General features: G+C 70.2%; 18 protein-coding genes. 9 read left to right on the forward strand and 9 right to left on the reverse strand.

The annotated features are described in order from the left end of the window. Positions 1 to 53 precede the first annotated feature (53 nt). From HPO96_RS12000 to HPO96_RS12010, 3 genes are read left to right on the forward strand one after another with little or no spacing between them, the layout of a single operon-like run. A complete protein-coding gene (locus tag HPO96_RS12000; protein WP_171673751.1) occupies positions 54 to 974 on the forward strand; it encodes a 5'-3' exonuclease in 921 nt (306 codons plus the stop codon). Beyond that, the gene (locus tag HPO96_RS12005) at positions 971 to 2167 is read left to right on the forward strand and encodes a M20 metallopeptidase family protein (protein ID WP_171673432.1); all 1197 of its coding nucleotides are present in this window, start codon (positions 971 to 973) and stop codon (positions 2165 to 2167) included. Before HPO96_RS12000 ends, HPO96_RS12005 begins: the two co-directional genes overlap by 4 nt. 48 nt (positions 2168 to 2215) lie before the next feature. Further along, positions 2216 to 3106, forward strand: coding sequence for an alpha/beta fold hydrolase (locus HPO96_RS12010; RefSeq protein WP_171673433.1), 891 nt, complete (start codon positions 2216 to 2218; stop codon positions 3104 to 3106). A gap of 59 nt (positions 3107 to 3165) precedes the next feature. Here the strand turns inward: HPO96_RS12010 and HPO96_RS39035 are convergent, their stop codons facing one another. The 5 genes from HPO96_RS39035 to HPO96_RS12035 all read right to left on the reverse strand — a co-directional run bounded on the left by HPO96_RS39035 (position 3166) and on the right by HPO96_RS12035 (position 8770). Next, a complete protein-coding gene (locus HPO96_RS39035; protein ID WP_171673434.1) occupies positions 3166 to 3453 on the reverse strand; it encodes a hypothetical protein in 288 nt (95 codons plus the stop codon). Positions 3454 to 3606: 153 nt separating this feature from the next. Then, positions 3607 to 5634: an ABC transporter ATP-binding protein gene (locus HPO96_RS12020; RefSeq protein WP_171673435.1), complete on the reverse strand. Its 2028-nt coding sequence runs from the start codon at positions 5632 to 5634 to the stop codon at positions 3607 to 3609. Beyond that, positions 5631 to 7364, reverse strand: coding sequence for an ABC transporter ATP-binding protein (locus HPO96_RS12025; RefSeq protein ID WP_171673436.1), 1734 nt, complete (start codon positions 7362 to 7364; stop codon positions 5631 to 5633). Before HPO96_RS12025 ends, HPO96_RS12020 begins: the two co-directional genes overlap by 4 nt. Then, positions 7358 to 7969 (reverse strand): TetR family transcriptional regulator, encoded by a 612-nt coding sequence (locus HPO96_RS12030; protein ID WP_171673437.1) that lies wholly within the window; start codon positions 7967 to 7969, stop codon positions 7358 to 7360. The genes HPO96_RS12025 and HPO96_RS12030 overlap by 7 nt, the downstream gene beginning before the upstream one ends. Positions 7970 to 8011: 42 nt before the next feature. Next, positions 8012 to 8770 carry a TetR/AcrR family transcriptional regulator gene (locus HPO96_RS12035; protein WP_171673438.1) on the reverse strand — a complete coding sequence of 253 codons (759 nt, stop codon included), beginning with the start codon at positions 8768 to 8770 and terminating at the stop codon, positions 8012 to 8014. A 179-nt stretch (positions 8771 to 8949) separates the two neighbouring features. Here HPO96_RS12035 and HPO96_RS12040 point away from each other — a divergent pair, with 179 nt between their 5' ends. From HPO96_RS12040 to HPO96_RS12055, 4 genes are all read left to right on the forward strand, one after another. Continuing rightward, on the forward strand, positions 8950 to 10836 hold the full coding sequence (locus tag HPO96_RS12040; protein WP_202885907.1) for an ABC transporter ATP-binding protein: 1887 nt from the start codon (positions 8950 to 8952) through the stop codon (positions 10834 to 10836). A 229-nt stretch (positions 10837 to 11065) separates the two neighbouring features. Beyond that, entirely contained in the window at positions 11066 to 13759 is a 2694-nt protein-coding gene (locus tag HPO96_RS12045; protein WP_337796601.1) for a DEAD/DEAH box helicase, read from the forward strand. Beyond that, positions 13756 to 14943 (forward strand): hypothetical protein, encoded by a 1188-nt coding sequence (locus HPO96_RS12050; RefSeq protein WP_171673441.1) that lies wholly within the window; start codon positions 13756 to 13758, stop codon positions 14941 to 14943. Before HPO96_RS12045 ends, HPO96_RS12050 begins: the two co-directional genes overlap by 4 nt. Positions 14944 to 15105: 162 nt before the next feature. Further along, entirely contained in the window at positions 15106 to 15603 is a 498-nt protein-coding gene (locus HPO96_RS12055; protein ID WP_171673442.1) for a GNAT family N-acetyltransferase, read from the forward strand. Here the strand turns inward: HPO96_RS12055 and HPO96_RS12060 are convergent. Both HPO96_RS12060 and HPO96_RS12065 read right to left on the reverse strand, forming a co-directional pair. Then, on the reverse strand, positions 15551 to 16387 hold the full coding sequence (locus HPO96_RS12060; RefSeq protein WP_238354967.1) for a DUF4184 family protein: 837 nt from the start codon (positions 16385 to 16387) through the stop codon (positions 15551 to 15553). The two genes, HPO96_RS12055 and HPO96_RS12060, sit on opposite strands and share 53 nt — an antisense overlap. A 47-nt stretch (positions 16388 to 16434) precedes the next feature. Beyond that, a complete protein-coding gene (locus HPO96_RS12065; protein WP_171673443.1) occupies positions 16435 to 16770 on the reverse strand; it encodes a PadR family transcriptional regulator in 336 nt (111 codons plus the stop codon). An 89-nt stretch (positions 16771 to 16859) separates the two neighbouring features. Here HPO96_RS12065 and HPO96_RS12070 point away from each other — a divergent pair, with 89 nt between their 5' ends. After that, a complete protein-coding gene (locus HPO96_RS12070) occupies positions 16860 to 18617 on the forward strand; it encodes a gamma-glutamyltransferase family protein (protein ID WP_171673444.1) in 1758 nt (585 codons plus the stop codon). 14 nt (positions 18618 to 18631) lie between these two features. On the opposite strand, the gene HPO96_RS12075 is transcribed toward HPO96_RS12070, so the two are convergent. After that, on the reverse strand, positions 18632 to 19306 hold the full coding sequence (locus HPO96_RS12075) for an FCD domain-containing protein (protein ID WP_171673445.1): 675 nt from the start codon (positions 19304 to 19306) through the stop codon (positions 18632 to 18634). A 64-nt stretch (positions 19307 to 19370) separates the two neighbouring features. Between HPO96_RS12075 and HPO96_RS12080 the strand changes: the two genes are divergently transcribed. Next, positions 19371 to 20234 (forward strand): GNAT family N-acetyltransferase, encoded by an 864-nt coding sequence (locus HPO96_RS12080; protein WP_171673446.1) that lies wholly within the window; start codon positions 19371 to 19373, stop codon positions 20232 to 20234. A gap of 5 nt (positions 20235 to 20239) precedes the next feature. Here HPO96_RS12080 and HPO96_RS12085 read toward each other — a convergent pair whose 3' ends face one another. Then, on the reverse strand, positions 20240 to 22006 hold the full coding sequence (locus tag HPO96_RS12085) for a leukotriene A4 hydrolase C-terminal domain-containing protein (RefSeq protein WP_171673447.1): 1767 nt from the start codon (positions 22004 to 22006) through the stop codon (positions 20240 to 20242). Positions 22007 to 22080 lie beyond the last annotated feature (74 nt).

Below are 22080 nucleotides of genomic sequence, written 5' to 3' on the forward strand. Positions count from 1 at the left end.
ACGCCCCGGCATGAAAGCATCGCCCCATGGCTGAGACGGAACCCCAGCGGCTGATGCTGCTCGACACCGCGTCGTTGTACTTCCGCGCGTTCTTCGGCGTGCCCGACACGATGAAGGCCGCGGACGGTACGCCGACCAACGCCATCCGCGGGCTGCTCGACTTCATCGCCCGGCTGGTCGAGAATCACCGGCCGACCCATCTGGTCGCCTGCTGGGACGACAACTGGCGCCCGTCCTGGCGGGTCGCGCTGATCCCGTCGTACAAGGCGCAGCGGGTCGACTACGTGTCCGCGCAGGGCGAGCAGGTCGAGGAGGTGCCCTCCCGGCTGGAGGTGCAGATCCCCTACATCCGCGCCACGCTGGAGGCGCTCGGGATCGCCGTCGTCGGCGCGCCCGACCACGAGGCGGACGACGTCATCGGCACGCTCTCGCACCGCGCGACGATGCCCGTCGACGTCGTCACCGGCGACCGGGACCTGTTCCAGCTGATCGACGACAGCCGCGGCATCCGCGTCGTCTACACCGCCGCGAAGGGCGTCGGCCGGGCGGATGTGTACGACGAGGCCGCGTTGCTGGCCAAGTACGAGATCCCGGCCAATCGGTACGCCGACTTCGCCACCTTGCGCGGTGACGCCTCCGACGGTCTGCCCGGGGTGAAGGGCGTCGGCGAGAAGACGGCCGCCTCGCTGGTCACGGCGTACGGCGATCTGAGCGCGATCCGCGCCGCCGCGGCCGACCCGAGCACGCCGATGTCGCCATCGGTCAAGCGCAAGATCCTCGACTCGGCCGACTACCTCGACGTCGCCCCGAAGGTCGTTGCCGTCGCCACCGATGCTCCGGTGTCGGACGCCGACCCGGCCCGGCCGCGGCAGGTGAAGGACCCGGAGCGCTGGCTCGATCTGGTCGAGCTGCTCGAGCTCGGCAGCAGCGCCCAGCGCGTGATGCACGCCCTCAACCTGGAGCCGAAGGCATGACCAGCACTCTTGAGCTCGCGGGCCAGGTCGGCGCCGACATCATCGGGCTGCGGCGAGCGCTGCACCAGGTCCCGGAGTACGACCTCGACCTGCCCAAGACGCAGCGGCTGATCCTGGACGCGCTGGAGGGGCTGCCGCTGGAGATCACGCTCGGCAAGGAGCTGTCCTCGGTCACCGCCGTACTGCGCGGCGGCCGCGGGCCCGGCCCTGCCGTGCTGCTGCGCGGCGACATGGACGCGTTGCCGGTGACCGAGCGGGTCGACGTCCCGTACGTCTCGCAGCATCCCGGCCTGATGCATGCCTGCGGCCACGATCTGCATGTCGCCGGATTGGTCGGCGCGGCGAAGATCCTTTGCGCGTTGCAGGCCGAGCTGGCCGGTGATGTGGTCTTCATGTTCCAGCCGGGTGAGGAGACCAGCGGCGGCGCGCCGATCATGATGCGCGAGGGGCTGCTCGACATCGCGGGCCGGCGCGTCGATTCGGCGTACTGCCTGCATGTTCAGTCCGCCGGCGATCCGCTCGGCGTGTGGAACAGCAAGGCCGGGCCGTTGATGGCGGCTGCCGACCAGCTGCACGTCCGAGTGGTCGGCCAGGGTGCGCACGGCTCGGAGCCGTTCCGCGGGAAGGACCCGATCCCGGTCGCCTGCGAGATGGTCGGCGCGTTGCAGACGCTCGTCACCCGGCAGTTCGACGTCTTCGACCCGGTCGTGCTGACGGTCGGCCGGATCGCGGGCGGCACGAAGGAGAACATCATCCCGGACGACGCGTTCTTCGACGCGACCGTCCGGACGTTCTCGGCCGAGACCCGCGCCAAGGTGCAGCAGGCGACGACCCAGCTCGTCGAGGGGATGGCCGCGGCCCACGGGCTTGTCGCCGAGGTCGACTACCGGATCGGCTACCCAGTCACGGTCAACGACCCCGCGGAGTACGAGTTCGCCCGGGACACCATCGTCGACCTGTTCGGCCCGGCCCGCTTCCGCGAGCGCCCGAACGCCGAGTGCGGCGCCGAAGACATGTCCTTCGTCCTCGAACAAGTCCCCGGCGCCTACGTCAACCTCAGCGCCTGCAACGCCCCCAACCCCGACACCGCCCCCGACAACCACTCCCCCCTCGCCCACTTCGACGACTCCGTCCTCCCCGACGCAGCCGCCCTACTCGCCGAGCTAGCCCTCCGCCGCCTGTCCCGCGGTTAGGGAGAATTCCTGATGTGCCGGTAAGCCCGGGGCCGCAGAATCGCCGGCATGGCTTATGCGGAGGTGCCGGGCGGCTATCTGTACTTCGAACAGCGCGGTGCCGGCCCGGACGTCGTTCTGCTGAACGGCGGCCTGGCCGACACCCGCATGTGGGACTCGACCGTCGACTGGCTCTCTGCCTGCGCCCGAGTCACCACCTGGGACTACCGCGACAACGGCTTGTCGTCGACGTCGTCCGCGCCGTACGACGAGATCGGCGACCTACTCGCCGTCCTGGACGCGGCCGGCATCGACCGCGCCGTCCTCGTCGGCGTCTCGGACGGCGCCCGGCGCGCCCTCGGCTTCGCCCACCAGCACCCGGACCGGGTGACCAAGGTGTGCGCGGTAGCCGGCTCATTCGGCGAGTTCCCCGACCCGACCGCAGCCGAAGAAGCCGCCCGCATCATCATGCGCGCCCACTTCGCCCGCATCGGCGAACTCCTCGACTCCGGCGACATCCCCGCCACCGCCGCCTACGACATCGCCGCCTGGTGCCCCCGAGTCCCCGACCCTGCCCGCCGCCTCCTCACCAACCTGGCCATCGCCAACTCCCGCATCCTCCAAATGCCCGAAGCCCACGGCCAAGAACTGGACCCACCCGTCAAACACCGCTTCGCCGAACTCAAGCCCCCGGTACACGTCCTGATCGGCAAACACGACTTCGCCGGCACCCAACTCTGGACCCACCGCCTAGCCACCCAGGCCCGGGAGACCACCCTCTCCGTCCTGCCGCACGCCGACCACATGCCCATGTTCTCCGCCCCCGCCGCCTTCCGCGAATGGCTGACCCACCACGCGAGCTCGTCGAGTGCAACGCGCTCGCGGGCAAAGCGCACACCCGGCCAGAACAGCGCCGCAGCCGGCGTGATCGCGTCGTGCTGCATCGACCCGGGACAGTGATCGAGCCATCGATCGGTGTGAGCCTTCAGCACTCGCGCCCCCGGCTGCGCCCAGCGCTGCTAAAGCGGCGAAGCCGCCAAGTTCGTCAGCGGCCCGATACCCACCCACCGCACCGGCCCTTCGACCGCCGCACAAACCTTCTCGACCGCCCCCACCACATCCGTCGCCTGCCGCGGCACCCGCGCCGGCGCCACGCCGTCCACGAACCACAACCGCCGATTCCCCAGATCGGCCCCCGCCACCACCTCGACATCCGCCCGACCCACCAGCCCCAGCAGATATCGCACGAACCGAGCCCGCTCGCCATCCACCTCGTCCCCAGTCACCACCAACCGCAACTCCGGCACCCGCAACCCGGCAACCCGGCAACCACCAACGCCACCGTGTCATCCGGATCCCCACCCGCATCCGTATCAATAATCATCGGCACCCTGCCCTCGCCGTTCATATCTCTAGTAAGGCATGAACGGCGAGGGGGTGTCGGGAGTTGTCCACAGGGGTTAGCTGTGGAGGGCTGGTTGTCCTGGGGCGGTGGTTCGGTCTTCGGGGTCGTGGGTGGTTGTGGCGCCGCTGAATTGGGCGTCGTAGAGGCGGGCGTAGGCGCCGTTGAGGGCGCGGAGGTGGTCGTGGGTGCCTTGTTCGACGATGGCTCCGTTCTCCATGACAAGGATGAGGTCGGCGTCGCGGATGGTGGAGAGGCGGTGGGCGATGACGAAGCTGGTGCGGTCGGAGCGGAGGGCGGCCATGGCGCGCTGGACCAGGACCTCGGTGCGGGTGTCGACCGAGCTGGTGGCTTCGTCGAGGATGAGGAGTTGCGGGTCGGCCAGGAAGGCGCGGGCGATGGTGAGGAGTTGCTTCTCGCCGGCGCTGACGTTGCTGCCTTCCTCGTCGATGACGGTGTCGTAGCCGTCGGGCAGGCTGTGGACGAAGCGGTCGACGTACGTCGCCTTGGCGGCGGCGAGCATGTCGTCCTCGGTGGCGTCCAGGTTGCCGTACAGGATGTTGTCGCGGATGGTGCCGCCGAACAGCCAGGTGTCCTGCAGGACCATGCCGATGCGGCGGCGGAGGTCGTAGCGGGTCAGCTCGGTGATGTCGACGCCGTCCAGGGTGATGCGGCCGGCGTTCAGCTCGTAGAACCGCATGATGAGGTTCACCAGGGTGGTCTTGCCGGCGCCGGTCGGGCCGACGATCGCCACCGTCATGCCGGGCTCGGCGACGAGGCTGAGGTCGGTGATGAGCGGCTTGTCGGCGTCGTACGCGAACGAGACGTGCTCGAACTCGACGCGGCCGCGGGCCTGTGTGACGGTCTCCGGGGTGGCGTCGTCCGGCACCTGCTCCTTGGCGTCGAGGACTTCGAAGACGCGCTCGGCCGAGGCGACGCCGGACTGCAGCAGGTTCGCCATCGAGGCGACCTGGGTGAGCGGCTGGGTGAACTGCCGCGAGTACTGGATGAAGGCCTGGACGTCGCCCAGCGACAGCTGCCCGGAGGCGACCCGCAGACCGCCGACGACCGCGATCACCACGTAGTTCAGGTTCCCGACGAACATCATCAGCGGCATGATCAGGCCGGAGATGAACTGTGCGCCGAACGAGGCCTGGTAGAGCTCCTCGTTCTTCTTCGCGAACTCCGCCTCGATCTCCTTCTGCCGGCCGAAGACCTTGACCAGCTCGTGCCCGGTGAAGGCCTCCTCGATCTGGCCGTTCAGCGCGCCGGTGTGCCGCCACTGGGCGACGAACCGAGCCTGCGACCGCTTCGCGATCACACCTGTGACGATCATCGAGATCGGGATCGACACCAGCGCGATCAGCGCGAGCAGCGGCGACACGACGAACATCATCGTCAGCGTGCCGATCACCAGCAGCAGCGACGTCAGCAGCTGGCTGAGCGTCTGCTGCAGGCTGGTCGAGATGTTGTCGATGTCGTTGGTGACCCGGCTCAGCAGCTCACCGCGCGGCGCGCCGTCGAAGTAGCTCAGCGGCAGCCGGTTCAGCTTGTCCTCGACCTCGCCGCGCAGATCGAACACCGTCTGCTGGACGACGCCGTTCAGGATGTAGGCCTGCAGCCAGGACAGCAGGAACGAGCCGACGTACAGCCCGAGCACCATCAGCAAGACGTTGCGCAGGGCATCGAAATCGATCCCGACGCCGGGGATCAGGTCGATCCCCTGGAGCAGGTCGGCGAGCCGGCTGTTGCCACCGGCCCGGGCCTGGTCGATCACCTGCTGTTTGGTCAGACCGGCCGGGAACTGCTTCCCGATCGCGCCGGCGAAGATGATGTCGGTCGCCCGGCCGAGCAGCTTGGGACCGAGCACCGACAGGACGACGCTCGCGATCGCCAGCAGCACGACCCCGCCGACCTGCACCCGGTGCGGCCGCAGCCGGCGCAGCAACCGCTTCGCCGACGGCCCGAAGTTCATCGACTTGTCCCCGGGAATCCCACCCGGCGGGCCGAACCCCCGGCCCGTGGTCGGCCGATCCGTCGCCTTCACCGTCTCCGCACCCTCGGGCGCGGCTGCTTCTTCCGTCATGCCGCCTCCTCCGCGGAACGCTGGGACTCGACGATCTCGCCGTACGTCGGACAGCTCTCGAGCAACTCCGAGTGCGTCCCCTTGCCGACGATCGCGCCGTCCTCGATCACGATGATCTGGTCGGCGTCCACGATCGTGGACACGCGCTGCGCCACGATCACCACACACGCCTCGGCCGTCACCGGCCGCAGCGCCGCGCGCAGCCGCGCGTCAGTGGCCAGGTCGAGCGCCGAGAACGAGTCGTCGAACAGGTAGATCCCCGGTTTGCGGACGAGTGCGCGAGCGATCGCCAGCCGCTGCCGCTGACCGCCGGACACGTTCGTCCCGCCCTGGGCGATCGGCGCCGCCAGTCCCTCGGGCATCGCCTCGACGAAGTCCTTGCCCTGGGCAATCTCCAGCGCCGCCCACAGCTCCTCGTCGGTGGCCTCCGGGTTGCCGTAGCGCAGGTTGCTCGCGACCGTCCCGGAGAACAGGTACGGCCGCTGCGGCACCAGGCCGATCCGCTCCCAGAGCGCCTCCGGCTCGATCTCGCGGACGTCGATCCCGTCCACGAGCACGCGGCCCTCGGTCGCGTCCATCAACCGCGGCACCAGCGACAGCAACGTCGTCTTCCCGGCGCCGGTACTCCCGATGATCGCGGTCGTCTCCCCCGGCGACGCGACGAAACTGATGTCGTGCAGAACCGGCTCGGCCGCGCCCGGGAACTTGAACGACGCGTGCTCGAAGACGAGCTGCCCGCGCCCGGTGAAACTCGTGATCGGCGCCGCCGGCGGGCGGACGGACGAGTCGGTGTGCAGCACCTCCTGGATCCGCTCGGCGCAGACCGACGCGCGCGGCACCATGATCATCACGAACGTCGCCATCATCACCGAGAACAGGATCTGGATCAGGTAGCTCAGGAACGCCGTCAGCGCGCCGACCTCCATCGTCCCGCTCTCGACCCGGGACGCGCCGAACCACAGGACGGCGATACTCGACAGGTTCAGGATCAGCATCACGACCGGGAAGACCAGCGCCATCAGCCGGCCGGCCCGGACGGCGGTGTCGGTCAGATCCTGGTTGGCCTGACCGAACCGCTCGGTCTCGTGCCGCTCCCGGACGAAGGCCCGGACGACGCGGATCCCGGTGATCTGCTCGCGGAGCACCCGGTTCACGCCGTCCACGTTCTTCTGCATCTGCTGGAACTGCGGCACCATCCGGCTCGCGATCAGCCCGATCGAAACCGCCAGCAGCGGGACGGCGACCGCGACCAGCCAGGACAGCCCGGCCTCCTCGCGGACGGCCATGAAGATGCCGCCGATCATCGTGATCGGCGCGGCGACCAGCAGCGTGCAGGTCGTGACGACCAGCATCTGCACCTGGGTGACGTCGTTCGTACTGCGGGAGATCAGCGTCGGCGCGCCGAAGCTGTTCACCTCCCGGGCGGAGAACTCGCCGACCCGGTGGAAGACCGCGGCGCGGACGTCGCGCCCGAACAGCGCCGCCGACTTGGCGCCGAAGTACACCGCGACGATCGTGCAGACGATCTGCAGCAGGCTGACGGCGAGCATCCAGCCGCCGGTCCGCATGATGTAACCGGTGTCGCCCTTGGCCACGCCGTTGTCGATGATGTCGGCGTTCAGGCTGGGCAGGTAGAGCGAGGCGATCGTCCCGACCAGCTGCAGGACCACCACCACGGACAGGTATCCCGCGTACGGACGCAGGTGCGTACGCAAGAGTCGAACTAGCATCGATCATCCCCTGAGTTGTGTCTGCGGAGACCGTCGAAGGCGAAGTCGACGATCTCCTCGGCGGTCAGCACCTGGCCGCCGGAAATCATTGGGTGGGTCGCGGAGAACGTGACCATCTGCAGCCGGCGCACGACCTCGCCGACCGGGAAGCGGAGCTGGTCCTGGTCGGGGCGGAGCAGCTCCTCGAAGGCCAGGTTGACCAGGTCGGCCTGGCGTTTGCGGCGCGCCTCGTCCATCGCGGTGTGTTTCGACAGGTCCGGCGGCCGGGCCAGCCGCATCGCGAACATCAGCCGGAAGACCCCGCGCAACCGGCGCTGCCCGACCTCGACCGCGGCGATCGTCCGCTCCCGCAGCGGCAGATCCGGGTCGACGGCGGTCAGCTCGGTGAGCAGGTCGCTGGTGTCGAACGCCTTGGCCAGCGCGGCGTCGATCAGCGCGTCCTTGCTGCCGAAGGCGCGGAAGATCGTCCCTTCGGCGATCCCGGCCGCCTCGGCGATCTGCTTCGTGCTCGTGTCCGGGCCGTGCTCCTCGAACAACGGCAGCGCGGCCGCGATGATGGCGGCGCGACGCTCTTCGGGAGGTAACGGCGTGGCACGTGGGGTCACTTCGCCGACATTAACTGAGTGAGTACTCACTCACAACTATGTTTACCGGCGATCCTTCACCAGGGTCGCGACGCCGTCGAGCAGCCGGGCCAGGCCGTACTCGAAGGCGTGGTCGGAGTCGTACGGCGCGTCGAACTCGGCCCCGACCGTGGAGCCGACCCGGGACGCGAGCGGGTACTTCTCGACGTCGGCGATCCGATCCAGGTGCGGGACGTGGGCGAGCCACCACTCCTTGTCGGACATCCCGGAGCGCTGGATGACCTGCCGCGCCTCGACGGCACTGCGGACGGCGCCGTGCACATAGCCGTTCAGCAGCGCTACCGTCGCGTCCATCTCGACGTCGGTGAGCCCGATCCCCTCGATCGCGGCGAGCTCGTACTCGTACTTCGCCATCACATTCGGCCCGAGCGGCGGCCGGCTGACCGCGACCTGGAGCATCCAGGGGTGGTTCAGGTACAGATCGCGGTTCGCCCGGGCGGCCTCGTCGAGTTTGGCCCGCCAGTCCCCCGCGATCGGCCTGCGCGGCAGCTCGCCGTACACGGCGTCGAGCATGACGTCGAGCAGCTCGCCCTTGCCGGGGACGTAGCGGTACAGCGTCATCGCGCCGGCGCCCAGCTCGTCGGCGACCCGGCGCATCGACATCGCACCGAGCCCCTCGGCGTCCGCGATCCGCAGCGCGGCCGCGACGATCCGCTCGACGGTGAGCGCGGGTTTCGGGCCGCGGGTGGGCCGCGGGCGGTTGCGCCAGAGCAGCTCGAGGCTCTTGGCCGGGTCGCCGCTGCCGGTGTACTCCTGCGTCATGTGCGCGATTCTGCCGGATCGGGTATCGTCGTCTGGTTACTTCGTACAGTGTACCCAATAAGTCGTGACAGTTGACCTCAAGCTCTGTCGAGGTTTTAGGGTTCGAAAACTGTCGGTGACGTCCGGAATCATCGACCCACCCGATCGACGACGCTCTGGAGCACCCCGTGAGTATGGAAATGGCCGCGTGGAACTCGCTGTACCACGCGATGAACGCCTCGGACGACAAACGCCCGTTCTCGCGGGCCACCCTGCGCCGGATCCTCGCCTTCGCCCGGCCGCACCGCCGGCAGCTGATCACCTTCCTCGTGCTGAGCACGGCGGCCGCCGTGCTCGCGGTCGCGACGCCCGTGCTGGCCGGGCGGGTGGTGAACGCGATCGTCGGGGGCCAGGCGTTCGAGGCCGTGCTCGAACTGTCGCTGCTGATCGCGCTGATCGCGATCGCCGAGGCCGGGATCAGCATGCTCACGCGCTGGCTGTCGGCGCAGATCGGCGAGGGCCTGATCCTCGACCTGCGGACGGCGGTGTTCGACCACATCCAGCGGATGCCGATCGCCTTCTTCACCCGGACGCGGACGGGCGCCCTGGTCTCCCGGCTGAACAACGACGTCATCGGCGCGCAGCGCGCGTTCAGCGACACGCTGTCCGGCGTCGTCAGCAACTTGGTGATGCTCGCGCTGACGCTGGTCGTGATGCTGCGGGTGTCCTGGCAGATCACGCTGCTCGCGCTGGTCATCCTGCCGATCTTCGTCATCCCGGCCCGCCGGATCGGGAGCAAGCTGGCCGCCCTCGAGCGGGAGGCGGCCGACTACAACGCCACCATGAGCACGCAGATGACCGAGCGGTTCTCCGCGCCGGGCGCGACGCTGGTCAAGTTGTTCGGGCGGCCCGCGCGGGAGTCGGCCGAGTTCGCGACCCGGGCGCGGCGGGTGCGCGACATCGGCGTCCGGACGGCGATGGTGCAGTGGATCTTCGTGACGGCCCTGACGCTCGTCTCGGCGCTCGCGCTCGCCGTCGTCTACGGGCTCGGCGGTTTCTACGCGCTGCGCGACCAGCTGGACGCCGGCGCCGTGGTCGCGATGGCGCTGCTGCTGACGCGGCTCTACGCCCCGCTGACGGCGCTCGCCTCGGCCCGGCTCGAGGTGATGACCGCGCTGGTCAGCTTCGAGCGGGTCTTCGAGGTGCTCGATCTGAAGCCCTTGATCGAGGACAAGCCCGATGCCGGGTCGGTGCCCGCGGGGCCGGTCGCCGTCGAGTTCAGCAACGTGCACTTCGCCTACCCGTCGGCCGACAAGGTCTCGCTCGCCTCGCTGGAGGAGGTCGCGAAACTCGACACCCGCGGCGGGGTCGAGGTGCTGCACGATGTGTCGTTCCGGGCCGAGCCCGGGCAGATGGTCGCGCTGGTCGGGTCGTCCGGCGCGGGTAAGTCGACCATCGCGCAGCTCATCCCGCGGCTGTACGACGTGGATTCGGGGTCGGTCGAGCTCGCGGGCGTCGACGTCCGCGACATCTCGGCGGAGTCGCTGCGGTCGACGCTCGGCATGGTCACGCAGGACGGGCACCTCTTCCACGACTCGATCCGGGAGAACCTGCTGCTCGCTCGTCCCGAGGCCACCGAGGACGACTTGTGGGATTCGCTGCGCCGGGCGCGCCTGGAGGAGCTGATCCGCTCCCTCCCGGACGGGCTCGACACCGTGGTCGGTGAGCGTGGCTACCGCCTGTCCGGCGGTGAGCGGCAGCGCCTGACGATCGCGCGCCTGCTGCTCGCCCAGCCGCGGGTCGTCATCCTCGACGAGGCGACCGCCGCGCTCGACTCCACGAACGAGGCCGCTGTCCAGGCGGCCCTCACCGAGGCCCTCTCCGGCCGTACGGCCGTCGTCATCGCGCACCGGCTCTCCACCATCCGCGCCGCGGACCAGATCCTCGTCATCGAAGACGGCCGCATCGTCGAGCAGGGCACCCACACCACGCTCCTCGCCGCCGCCGGCCGCTACGCCGAGCTCTACCGAACCCAGTTCGACCAGCCAGGCGCCTCCCCCACCGACGCGGAGGTGGTCACAGTCTGACGTTCGACGAGAGGTTCAGGCACGGCAGGCGCCGCCTGCCGGCCCGCCGGCGGCGCTCGCGGTCTGAGGGTCAACGGGAGGTTGCGGGGTGAGGCGTTTTGTGGCTTGCCGGGTGGGGTGGGACGGTTCGCGGTAGGTGGTGCTGTGGATGTTGAGGGGAGCGGGTTTGCGGGAGTTGTCGGGGTGTGCGGCGGGGTACTTGATGGCGGATCCGCCTCGGGAGGGGCGGGTGGTTTTCTGGGCTCCTGAGGGGGTGGAGTTGCCGCTCGGGGTTGGGGAGGTTGTTCCGGTCGAGGTGCTCGACGGGGGCGACGTCCGGGTGGTGCGGGCGGTTGGTTTGCCGGTGGCGGAGGCGGTTCCGGTGCTGGGGCGGATGCGGCGCGATGCGGGGGCGCATCCGGCCGCGGCGTACTGGGGTGGCGTTGCGGTGGCGGCGCTGCAGTTGGTTGCTCGGGGCAAGATCTTGCCGGGGGTTTCCGCGGGTGGGGCGGATGCGTGGCGGGTCGGGCCGCTGGAGGCGGACGACGTGACGCGGCTGGTCGGGCTGGCGGAGGCGATGCCGCCGACCGCGCGGGCCGGCGCGGAGGGCGCTGGAGTGCTGCCGGCCGCCGAGGAGCTGGTGCGCGCGTTCTGGGACGGCGTAGCGGATGGGATGCCGCGCTCCCCCGCCGCGATCAAGGCACACGGCACCGGGCTGTTCGCGGGCAAGGCGCCGCAGCGGGCGGAGGGGCTGCGGGGCTGGTCCGATGAGGTGTCGGTCGGGCTCGACAGCGGCATCCGGGTGTCGCTGCGGGTCGAGATGGTCGAATCGCTCGCGTTCCAGGCCGTCGTCCAGCTGCACAGTTTGAAGGACCCGACGTTGGTCGCCGACGCGAGTGACGTCTGGGCGTCCGACGTCGCGGGCTTCGGCCCGCGCGCCAGGATCGACGCGACGGTCGCGCTGCGCCGGGCGGCGCGGCTGTGGACGCCGTTGTCGCGGCTGCTCGACTCGGCGGTCCCCGACCGGATGGACCTGCTCGACGAGGAGGTCGCCGATCTGCTCGCCGGTTCGGCGCAGCGGCTCGCCGCGGGCGGCGTCGACGTCCACTGGCCGCGCAGCCTCAGCCGGGAGCTGACCGCCCGCGCGGCGATCACCACCCCCGACCGCGCCCCGAGCGACCTGCCCGGCTTCTTCGGCGGCGGCGCGACGATGGACTTCCGCTGGCAGGTTGCGCTCGGCAACGATCCGCTGACCGAGGCCGAGCTCGACAAACTCGCCGAGGCGACGCGGCCCGTCGTCCGGTTGCGCGATCAGTGGATGCTGATCGACCCCGAGCTGGCCCGCAAGGCCCGTGAGCGCGTGCTCAAGCCGGTCACCGCGATCGATGCGCTGAGCGCGGCCCTGACCGGCACGACCGAGGTCGACGGCCAGCAGGTCGCCGTTGAGCCGACGGCCTGGCTCGACGAGCTGCGCGCCCGGATCGCCGACCCCGAGCGCTCCGACGAGCCGGTCGAGGCGCCTGCCGCGCTGGCCGCGACACTGCGCGACTACCAGCTCCGCGGGTTGCGCTGGCTGGCCCGGATGACCGAGCTCGGCCTCGGCGGCTGCCTCGCCGACGACATGGGTCTCGGCAAGACCATCACGCTCATCTCGCTCCACCTCCACCGGCAGCTGTCCGCGAGCACCGCGGGCCCGACGCTGGTCGTCTGCCCGGCGTCGCTCTTGGGTAACTGGGAGCGCGAAGTCCAGCGCTTCGCCCCCGGTACGCCGGTCCGCCGATTCCACGGCACCGCCCGCTCGCTCGACGGCGCTGACGACGGGTTCGTGCTGACGACGTACGGCACGCTGCGCCGCGACGCCGTCCGGCTCGGCGCGCACGAGTGGGGTCTGGTGGTCGCCGACGAAGCGCAGCACGTGAAGAACCCGGCGTCCGGGACGGCGAAGGCACTGCGGACAGTCTCGTCGAAGTCTCGGGTTGCCCTGACCGGTACGCCGGTCGAGAACAACCTGTCCGAGCTCTGGGCGATCCTCGACTGGACGACGCCGGGCCTGCTCGGGCGGCTGAGCGTGTTCCGCACGCAGTGGGCGACGCCGATCGAGGCCGACAAGGACGAGGAGGTCGCCGAGCGGCTCGCGAAGCTCGTCCGGCCGTTCCTGCTGCGCCGCCGCAAGTCCGACCCGGGGATCGCGCCGGAGCTGCCGCCGAAGACCGAGACCGATCAGCCGGTCTCGCTGACCCGTGAGCAGGCCGTGCTGTACGAGGCGACCGTGCGGGAGCTGATGGCCGAGGTGCAGGCGAGCAGCCAGATGGTGCGCCGCGGCCTGATCGTGAAATTGCTGACCGGTCTCAAACAGATCTGCAATCACCCGGCTCAGTACCTGAAGGAGGGCGCGGAGGCCCGGCTCACCGGCCGCTCGGGCAAGCTCGAACTGCTCGACGAGCTGATCGAGACGATCCTCGCCGAGGGCGGCGCCGTCCTGGTGTTCACCCAGTACGTCGCGATGGCGCGGCTCCTGGAGCGGCATCTGGCGAGCCGCGGCGTCGCGTCGCAGCTCCTGCACGGCGGGACGCCGGTGCCCACCCGCGAGCAGATGGTCGAGCGGTTCCAGGCCGGCGAGGTCCCGGTGTTCCTGCTCTCGCTGAAGGCAGCCGGCACCGGTCTGAACCTGACCCGCGCCGACCACGTCGTCCACTACGACCGCTGGTGGAATCCCGCCGTCGAGGATCAGGCGACCGATCGCGCGTACCGGATCGGTCAGACCCGGCCGGTGCAGGTCCATCGGCTGATTGCCGAGGGCACGATCGAGGATCGGATCGCCGCGATGCTGACCACCAAACGGGAGCTGGCCGACGCCGTCCTGAGTAGTGGCGAGGCCGCGCTGACCGAGTTGTCCGACAGCGATCTGGCCGATCTCGTCGAGTTGCGCGGAGCGCGTCGATGACGCCGGCGCAGGGGTACCCGGCGTTCGGGGCGCAGCGGCGGAGCACGCGCGGTCAGTCGTGGTGGGCGCGTGCCTGGGTGCAGGCGCTCGAAGACACCTCGCTGGATCTGGGGCAGCTGAAGAAGGGCCGCCGGTACGCGAACTCCGGGCAGGTCGGGGCGATCTCGATCAGCCCGGGGCAGGTTCGCGCGAGCGTCCATGCGCCTGAGGACACCTACGAGGTCGCTGTCCGGGTCGACGAGCTCAGCCCCGAGGAGTGGGCGCGTTTCCTGGAGCAGGTCGGAGCGCGGGCGGGGCACATCGCGGCGTTGCTGGACGGCGAGATGCCGCATGAGCTCGTCGAGGCGGCGTCCGATGCCGGCGTACCGCTGCTCCCGGGGATCGGCGATCTCGACCCGTCGTGCACGTGTGACGCGTGGGAGTTGCCGTGTCAGCATGCGGCTGGGCTCGCCTATCAGGTCGCCTGGCTGTTGGACTCCGACCCGTTCGTGCTGCTCTTGTTGCGGGGGCAGTCGCGGGCCGAGCTGCTCGATCGGCTGCAGGCAGCTGCGTCGTCGGGCGTGGATGCGGTCGAGGAGACGCCGTCCGGGGTGAGTTGGGCGGAGCTGCCGGCCCATCCGGTCGGCGTCATGCCTGAGCCGCCCTCGGTACCGCGGAAGGTGCAGCTCGACGACTTGGCGATCACGACGATCGAGCCCCCGCCCGGTCTCCAGCCTGCCGTCCTGCCGCTGCTTGTCCTCGACGCCTCGCGCCGAGCCCGGTCGCTCTTGATCGCTCTGCTGAACGGAACCCCGGAGCCGGCGCCCCTGGACGAGTGGCAGGACGCCGTCCGCCTGGCCGCCGACTACCCAGAGCTCGCTGCGCCCCTGGCCGTCGCGACCGAACGGCCAGCTGAGCTGGGGCGAGGTGTCGAAGCCTGGCGCTACGGGGGCGCGGCCGGCCTGGATGTTCTCGAACACACCTGGGCGCCCGACGAGGCGACCCTCGCCCGAGCTCGAGCCGCGCTCGAAGACGAGGAGGCGCTGACCATCGCCGACAACCACTTCACGCTGGGCGCCGACGTTCAGCTACGCCTCGACCGCCAGTCTCGCTGGCATCTCTACCGCCGAACCTCAGCAGCTGGCTGGGGACCGGTCGCACCACCGACGACCGACCCGCAGGCCGCTTTGACCGCCGACTCCTGATCCTCACGCGTAATTGGGGTGCTGGGGTGTTGGTGGGTGGTTAGGGTGAGGTGACTTCGAGTGGAGGAGGTGGATTGATGGCCGCGCCAGCAGGCGCTGTTGCCGTGCGCGACGGCGCGTTGAGTCGATCCATCTTTCCTGTTCTCGAGAGGAACTCCTTCGTTGTCCAACTCTTGGAAGACTCGCGTCGGCACGGCTGCTGACGAACAGATTGCTCGTGAGATCACGCTGCACGCCTTCGGGCGGCAGTACGAGGTCGACTATTGGGATGGCATTCGTGCCGATCCGGTCGCGTCGCTGCCTGGGCAGCTGTACGTGGCGACACACGATGAGCAGCCCGTTGGGTATGCCCTGCTGACTCGGTGTTTCGTGGGTGCGGTGCCGGTGCTTTCGCTGGGGCCGGTAGCTGTGCTGCCGGAGTACCAGGGCCGTGGGGCGGGTGATGCCGCCGTGCGGGCTGCGCTGGCGGGTGGTCAGGCGCAGGGTGAGCGGGCAGTGGTGGTGCTCGGGCATGCCGAGTACTACCCGCGGTTCGGGTTCCGGCCGGCGACCGAGTTCGGCGTCCGGCATCCGAAGTACGACGGGCCGAGCCTGATGGCGCTCGCGCTCAGTGCGGAGCCGGTGCCGGCTGGTCCGTTGAGCTACCCGTACGACGGCTGACGAGCTGCCAGGCGACGGCGTACAGGCCGAGGGCGACCGCGAAAGCGGCGCCGGCGCGTTTGGCCGCGCCGGTCAGTACGCCCTCGAGGACGGCGCTCAGCGGGGCGTCGGCCGTCGTCGTTGGGTAGCTCGTCGAGGTGTTGCCGTTGCCGTCGTCAACGGTTTGCGGGTGGTCGTAGTCGACGACCTCGATCGTGCGGACGGCGCGGTAGTCGGCGGGTAGCTGGACGACCGCGCCGAGCACGGGCGCCGCGACCAGTACGCCGATGACAACCCAGCGCAGACCGCCGCCGAGCCGGTGGGCGCCGGTCTGGCTCGGACGCCGATGCCGCCAGAGGTAGACCGCGATGACGGCGAGGCCGACGGCGGTGCTGAGGTTTTGCAGGAGGCGGGTGAAGGTCAGGGCGTCCCAGATGAGATGGGTCGCGATGCCGATCACCGCGGAGATCAGCAGCCACCCGAGAAAGCGTGCTCTCGGGCGGTCGTCGGTGGCCGGGGTAAAGCCGACGAGCGCGGCGATCGGTCGCCGGACGAGCCACCAGCCGGCGGTCAGCGCGAGCGCGAACGGCAGGTTGAGCAGGAGGCCGAGCGGGCCGTGGGTCTCGGTCGCGTTGAGGAAGACGCCGTACCAGTCGCCCGCGCGGGTCGAGGCGATACCGGCCGCGCCCAGGAAGTACGGCAGGTCGGGCGCCATCGCGCCGGCCACCAGCGCCCCTGGGACGAACGGACGCCGTACCAACGGCAGAACCACCGCGGGATGAGCCAGCGTGAACGGCATAAGCATTCCTCTCTCCTGAGTACTACCTGGAGGAGAATACTCCTTTCAACTGACTATGCCCATCTCGCCACTCCGCCGGCCAGGCGGCGGTGGGCTTCGCGGGCAGTGGCGGCCAGGCGGTCGGCTTCGGTGGCCAGGCGGGTGCGGCCGGTGGGGGTGAGGGCGAAGGTGCGGCGGGCGCGGCCGTCGACGATTTCCTCGCGGTGGACTTCGATCAGGCCGTCGGCGAGGAGGCGGTCGAGGGCGCCGTAGAGGGCGCCGGTGCGTGGGCTGACGCGGCCGTCGGTGATGGTTTTGACCTCTTGGGCGATGGCGTAGCCGTGCCGCGGCTCATTGGCGAGCGCGGTCAGCAGCAGGAGGGCGAGTTCCTGCAGGCCTCGATCAGTCATGTGGACAGAGTATTCCGTGGACAGGACTTTCGGCGGGCCGGCGGCCAAGTTGTATACATGAACCGACGCCCACCCGAAGGAGTAGCTCGATGACCTTCACCACCCGGCCCACCCTGCACGGGACGTTCGGCATGGTCTCCTCGACGCACTGGCTCGCCTCGCAGTCGGCGATGCGGATGCTCGAGCTGGGCGGGAACGCGTTCGACGCCGCCGTGACGGCCGGTTTCGTCCTGCACGTCGTCGAGCCGCACCTGAACGGCCCCGGTGGCGAGGTCCCCGCGATCGTGGCGACCGCCGCCGACCCGACGCCGCGCGTCCTGGCCGGCCAAGGCGTCGCACCGGCGGGCGCGACCATCGAGCATTATCGCGACCTCGGGCTCGACCTCGTTCCCGGCTCGGGCCCGCTCGCGGCGACCGTCCCCGGCGCCGTCGACGCCTGGTTCCTGCTGCTCCGCGACCACGGCACGCTCCCCCTCAGCACCGTCCTCGAACCCGCCATCGACTACGCACGCAACGGTCACCCGCTCGTCCCGCGGGTCACCGAGACCGTCGCCACCGTCCAGGAGTTGTTCGAAACGCATTGGCCGACGTCCGCCGCGCTCTGGTTGCGCGACGGCCGTCCGCCGACGGGCCTGTTCCGCAACCCGGCGTACGCCGAAACGCTCGTCCGGCTCATCGACGCCGGCGAGGCCGCCGGACCCGATCGCGACGCCCAGATCGAAGCCGCTCGGGCCGCGTGGCGGACCGGTTTCGTCGCCGAGGCCGTCGACGCGTTCTCCAAGCTTCCGCATCGCGACTCCAGCGGAGCGGACCACGCCGGTCTGATCACCGGCCAGGACATGGCCGATTTCCAGGCCACCTGGGAGGACGCGACGACGTACGACTGGAATGGCCACACCATCGCCAAGACCGGCCCGTGGGGTCAGGGCCCGGCACTGCTCCAGTCGCTCGCGATTCTCACCAAGCTCGGTGACGTCGACCTGACCAGCGCCGACGGCGTCCACCTCACGGTCGAGGCGATGAAGCTGGCGTACGCCGACCGCGAGGCCTGGTACGGCGACGGCGCCGACGTCCCGCTCAAAACACTCCTCTCCCCCGCGTACGCCGCCGCCCGCGCTCGGCTGATCAGCGCCGAGGCCAGCTTCGAGCTGCGTCCCGGCAGCCCCGACGGCCGCACCCCACGCCTCCCATCAGTTGCCACCGGCAACCACCAGACCGACGCCACTACCGGTGAGCCGACCGTCGCCCGCGACGGCGAGACCCGCGGCGACACCTGTCACGTGGACGTCGTCGACCGCTGGGGCAACTTCATCTCGGCAACCCCGAGCGGCGGCTGGCTGCAGTCGTCCCCGACCATCCCGTCACTCGGCTTCTGCCTGGGCAGCCGCGCACAGATGTTCTGGCTCGAAGAAGGCCTGCCCGCCTCCCTGGCCCCCGGCAAACGCCCCCGCACCACCCTCACCCCAACCCTGGTGTTGCGCGACGGCCACCCCCTCCTGGCCTGCGGCTCCCCCGGCGGCGACCACCAAGACCAATGGCAGCTCCTCTTCCTGCTCCGCCACCTCGGCCAAGGCATGGACCTCCAGGCCGCCATCGACGCCCCCGCCTGGCAAACCAACGCCTTCCCCTCCTCCTTCTACCCCCGCACCACCGAGCCAGGCAGCATCGTCCTCGAAACCCGCCTGTCCCCAGCCATCCGCGAAAACCTAACCCGCCGCGGCCACCGAGTCACCGAATCCGACCCCTGGAGCCTAGGCCGCCTCTGCGCCGTCCGCCGCACCCCCGACGGCCTCCTCTCCGCCGCCGCCAACCCCCGAGGCATGCAGGGCTACGCCGTAGGCCGCTAACCACCCAGCGCAGGTCAGGGCGTGGGGTGTTGGCCTAGGGCTGCGCGGGCGGCTGCTGCTACGTGGGCTCGGGCGGCTGCGGTGGCGGCGGTGGGGTCGGCGGCTTCGATGGCGTCTACGAGGCGGAGGTGTTCTTCGGAGGAGTGGGGGGCGCGTTGGGCGGCGCCTACGCGGAAGACCCAGTGGACGTGGTGGTACATGGAGGAGGAGATGGAGCGGAGCCAGCGGTTGCCGCTGACGTCGATGACGGCTCGGTGGAAGGCGCTGTTCAGTTCGGCGACGCGATCGAAGTTCTCGGCGGCGGTGGCGGCGCGGGCTTCGGCGCAGAGTTGGCGGAGGCGGGCGATGTCGTCGGCGTCGGCGCGTTCGGCGGCCAGGCCGGCGGCGAGGGTCTCCAACTGCTCGCGGACGGCGAACAGGTCGCGGACCGCGGTTTCGTCGAGGGTCGCGACGACCGCGCCGCGGCGGGGCAGGATCTCGACGAACCCCTCGGCCTCGACCACCCGCAACGCCTCGCGGACCGGGTTCCGGGAGACGCCGAAGTCGTCGGCCAGGCGGGTCTCGGTCAGCCGCTCGCCCGGCGCGTAATCGCCGTCGACGATCCGGCGCCGCAGCTCGGCCAGCACCTGTTCCCGCAACGCGATGTGGTCGGCCCCGATCGTCCGGATCACCTCGACCTGCTGTTCCACCCCGTGCTCCTCTCCCCGTTCCACTCGGCAGAACCGTAGCGGATCCATAGGTTAGGGTGCCGGTTTGAGCATCCGACTGACTCCCCTGACCGATCCGGACCACCGTCCGCACAGCCACCGCCTCGCCTGGCTGGCCTCCGACAACGGCGGTCACCCGGTCGGCTCGGCCTTCCTGCGCCTGCACCACCGCGAGGCGCTCGCCCAACTGGCGGACGTCGAGATCAACGTGCACCCGGCCGAGCGCGGGCGCGGCATCGGCTCACTGCTCCTCGACGCCGTCATCGACACGGCCCGCGACCACGACGTCCGGACGCTCGTCGCCGAGGTGCTCGACGGCGCACCGGCGTTCTGGTTCGCCCGAGAGCACGGATTCCACGTCGCTGTCACCCTGATCTACACCCGGCTCGACCTGGCGCACGCCATCCTCGACCCGGCGCCGCTACCGCCCGGCTACCGGCTGGTGTCCTGGGCAGGCGTCGTACCGGACGAGCTGGCGCAGACATTCACCGACGCGCGCAGCGGCATGGACGACGCGCCGACCGGTGGGCTCGACTACGGAGCCGAAATCTGGGACCTGGACCGCACCCGCCAGGCCGCGCAGGTCATCAGCCAACGTGGTGAGCACCTGCTGACCACTGCTGCCGTCTATGGGGACGTCGTCGTCGGCTACACCGAACTGGTCGTTCCAGGTGACGGAAAGGGCGAGGGGCAGCACTACGGCACCGCCGTCCTCCCAGCGCACCGTTCACGCGGCGTCGCTCGGGCCATCAAGACCGAACAGCTCCGACTGGCCCGACAGGAGTTCCCCGACCTGTCGGCGACTCTCACCGACACGGTCGACACCAACGTCCCGATGCGGCACCTGAACGCGCTGCTGGGCTTTCTGCCCACCCACACCATGCATCGCTGCACGCTGCAGGTGGGCTGACGCAGCTACTGTCCCAGGATCTTCTGGACGGCGGCCGTCGTGATCGGGTGGTAGCCGGGCCGCGCCTTCGCGAAGACCTCGGAGGCGAACGCCCGGTCGCTACCGGCCAGCGCGCGGTAGACGGGCAGCACGAGCTTCATCCGGCCGACCTCGGTCAGGAAGGCGGCCAGCTCGGCGTACGCCGGCTCGTAGCTGCTCGCGGCGACGATCTGGTACCAGCGGCGGGCGATCTCGCCGTTCGCCGTCCCGGTGAGGGCGAACGCGCGGTCGAGCTGCTGCAGCTGAACCGGGCTGAGCATGTCGGGAGCGGCATCCAGGAAGCGCAGCCACTCCTGCGTCGTCCACCCGGCCGCGCCCTCGGGCAGCTCGCCGGTGCCGAGCCAGCGGCTGCGCGCCTCGTCGACGACCTGGAACCGGGCCGAGACGGCGCGTTCGGCGAACGCCGGGATCCCCGGCTCGTCGAGCCAGGCCGACACCTCGTCGTCCTTGACGATGCCCGGGTGCGGCTCGAGCAGGTGCTCGCGGAGGTGGCCGACGAAGTCGTCGCTGTTGATACTGCGGAACGCGAACCGGTCGAAGTAGCCGCGCAGGAACGGGTCGAAGATCGCCCTGGAGAACCGCTCCTCCAGCCAGGCCAGGAACCAGGTGCCTTTGAGCGGGCCGAGCGCGGTGGTGCCGTGGTACTCGGAGCGGTGGTTCAGCCCGGGCAGCTCGACAGCGAGCTCGGCCTTGCTCAGCGGGTCGAGTTTCACCACGGTCGCGTGCTGCTTGATCGCGGTCTCCATGACGGCGAACTCGGCGCCGTAGACCGCCTCGACGATCCGGTTCTCGACGTACGCCGTGAACCCCTCGTTGAGCCAGATGTCGTCCCAGCTGTCCTGGGTGACGAGGTTGCCGGACCAGCTGTGCGCCAGCTCGTGCGCGATCACGCTGACCAGCGACTTGTCGCCGATCACGACGGTCGGGGTCGCGAACGTCATCCGCGGGTTCTCCATCCCGCCGTACGGGAAGGAGGGCGGCAGCACGAGCAGGTCGTAGCGGCCCCAGCGGTACGGGCCGAAGAGCTCCTCGGTGACGCGCATCATCTCTTCGGTGTCGGCGAACTCCGTCGCCGCGCGCCGGGCCATCGCGGGCTCGGCCCAGACGCCGGAGCGCTCGCCGAGCGGCTCGAAGACCAGATCACCGGCCGCGATGGCCAGCAGGTACGACGGGATCGGCTCGGGCATGACGACGTCGTACGAGCCCGTCCGGCGCGAGGTGGTGCCGTTGTCGGCGCTCATCAGCACCATCAGCTCGGGCGGGGCGGTGACATGCGCGGAGTAGCTGAAGCGGACTCCGGGGGTGTCTTGCACCGGCACCCAACTGCGGGCGTGGATCGCCTGCGACTGGCTGAACATGAACGGCATCACGCCGCCGGCCGTCATCGACGGCTCCAGCCACTGCAGCCCGGTCGCGGTCGGCGCCGTCCGGTAGCTGACCCGGACGCGCTCGTTGCGGTTGGTGCGGATCGTCAGCGCCGAGCCGAGCTCCTTGTCGGGGACGGCGAGGCTGTACTCCAGCGGCTCCCAGCCGTCGGCGGCCTCGCCCTCGACCGCGAGGACCGTCAGGTCGCGGGTGTCCAGCACGAGGCGGTCACCCGCCCCGGCCCAGTGCAGCGTATGGGTGGCGGCGCCGGACAGCACCTTGGCGGTGAAATCCAGCGCGAGATCCAGCTCGAGGTGGGTGGTCCGGACCAGGAGTGGTTCGGCGTACGAGTGGCGATCGTGGGTCACGGAGAGCTCCCGAGTGAGTGCGTCCGGGGAACATTACCCACGGGTGCGGAGATTCAGGCGACCGATCTGGGCCA

The organism is Kribbella sandramycini, assembly GCF_013131805.1.
In the GTDB taxonomy this organism is placed as follows: domain Bacteria; phylum Actinomycetota; class Actinomycetes; order Propionibacteriales; family Kribbellaceae; genus Kribbella; species Kribbella sandramycini.

Bases quoted from the DNA above. Each gene is read 5' to 3' on its own strand.
- HPO96_RS12000 (WP_171673751.1), top strand. From the start codon at position 54: ATGCTGCTCGACACCGCGTCGTTGTACTTCCGCGCGTTCTTCGGCGTG.
- HPO96_RS12005 (WP_171673432.1), top strand. From the start codon at position 971: ATGACCAGCACTCTTGAGCTCGCGGGCCAGGTCGGCGCCGACATCATC.
- HPO96_RS12010 (WP_171673433.1), top strand. From the start codon at position 2,216: ATGGCTTATGCGGAGGTGCCGGGCGGCTATCTGTACTTCGAACAGCGC.
- HPO96_RS12020 (WP_171673435.1), bottom strand. From the start codon at position 5,634: ATGACGGAAGAAGCAGCCGCGCCCGAGGGTGCGGAGACGGTGAAGGCG.
- HPO96_RS12025 (WP_171673436.1), bottom strand. From the start codon at position 7,364: ATGCTAGTTCGACTCTTGCGTACGCACCTGCGTCCGTACGCGGGATAC.
- HPO96_RS12035 (WP_171673438.1), bottom strand. From the start codon at position 8,770: ATGACGCAGGAGTACACCGGCAGCGGCGACCCGGCCAAGAGCCTCGAG.
- HPO96_RS12040 (WP_202885907.1), top strand. From the start codon at position 8,950: ATGGCCGCGTGGAACTCGCTGTACCACGCGATGAACGCCTCGGACGAC.
- HPO96_RS12050 (WP_171673441.1), top strand. From the start codon at position 13,756: ATGACGCCGGCGCAGGGGTACCCGGCGTTCGGGGCGCAGCGGCGGAGC.
- HPO96_RS12060 (WP_238354967.1), bottom strand. From the start codon at position 16,387: ATGCTTATGCCGTTCACGCTGGCTCATCCCGCGGTGGTTCTGCCGTTG.
- HPO96_RS12065 (WP_171673443.1), bottom strand. From the start codon at position 16,770: ATGACTGATCGAGGCCTGCAGGAACTCGCCCTCCTGCTGCTGACCGCG.
- HPO96_RS12070 (WP_171673444.1), top strand. From the start codon at position 16,860: ATGACCTTCACCACCCGGCCCACCCTGCACGGGACGTTCGGCATGGTC.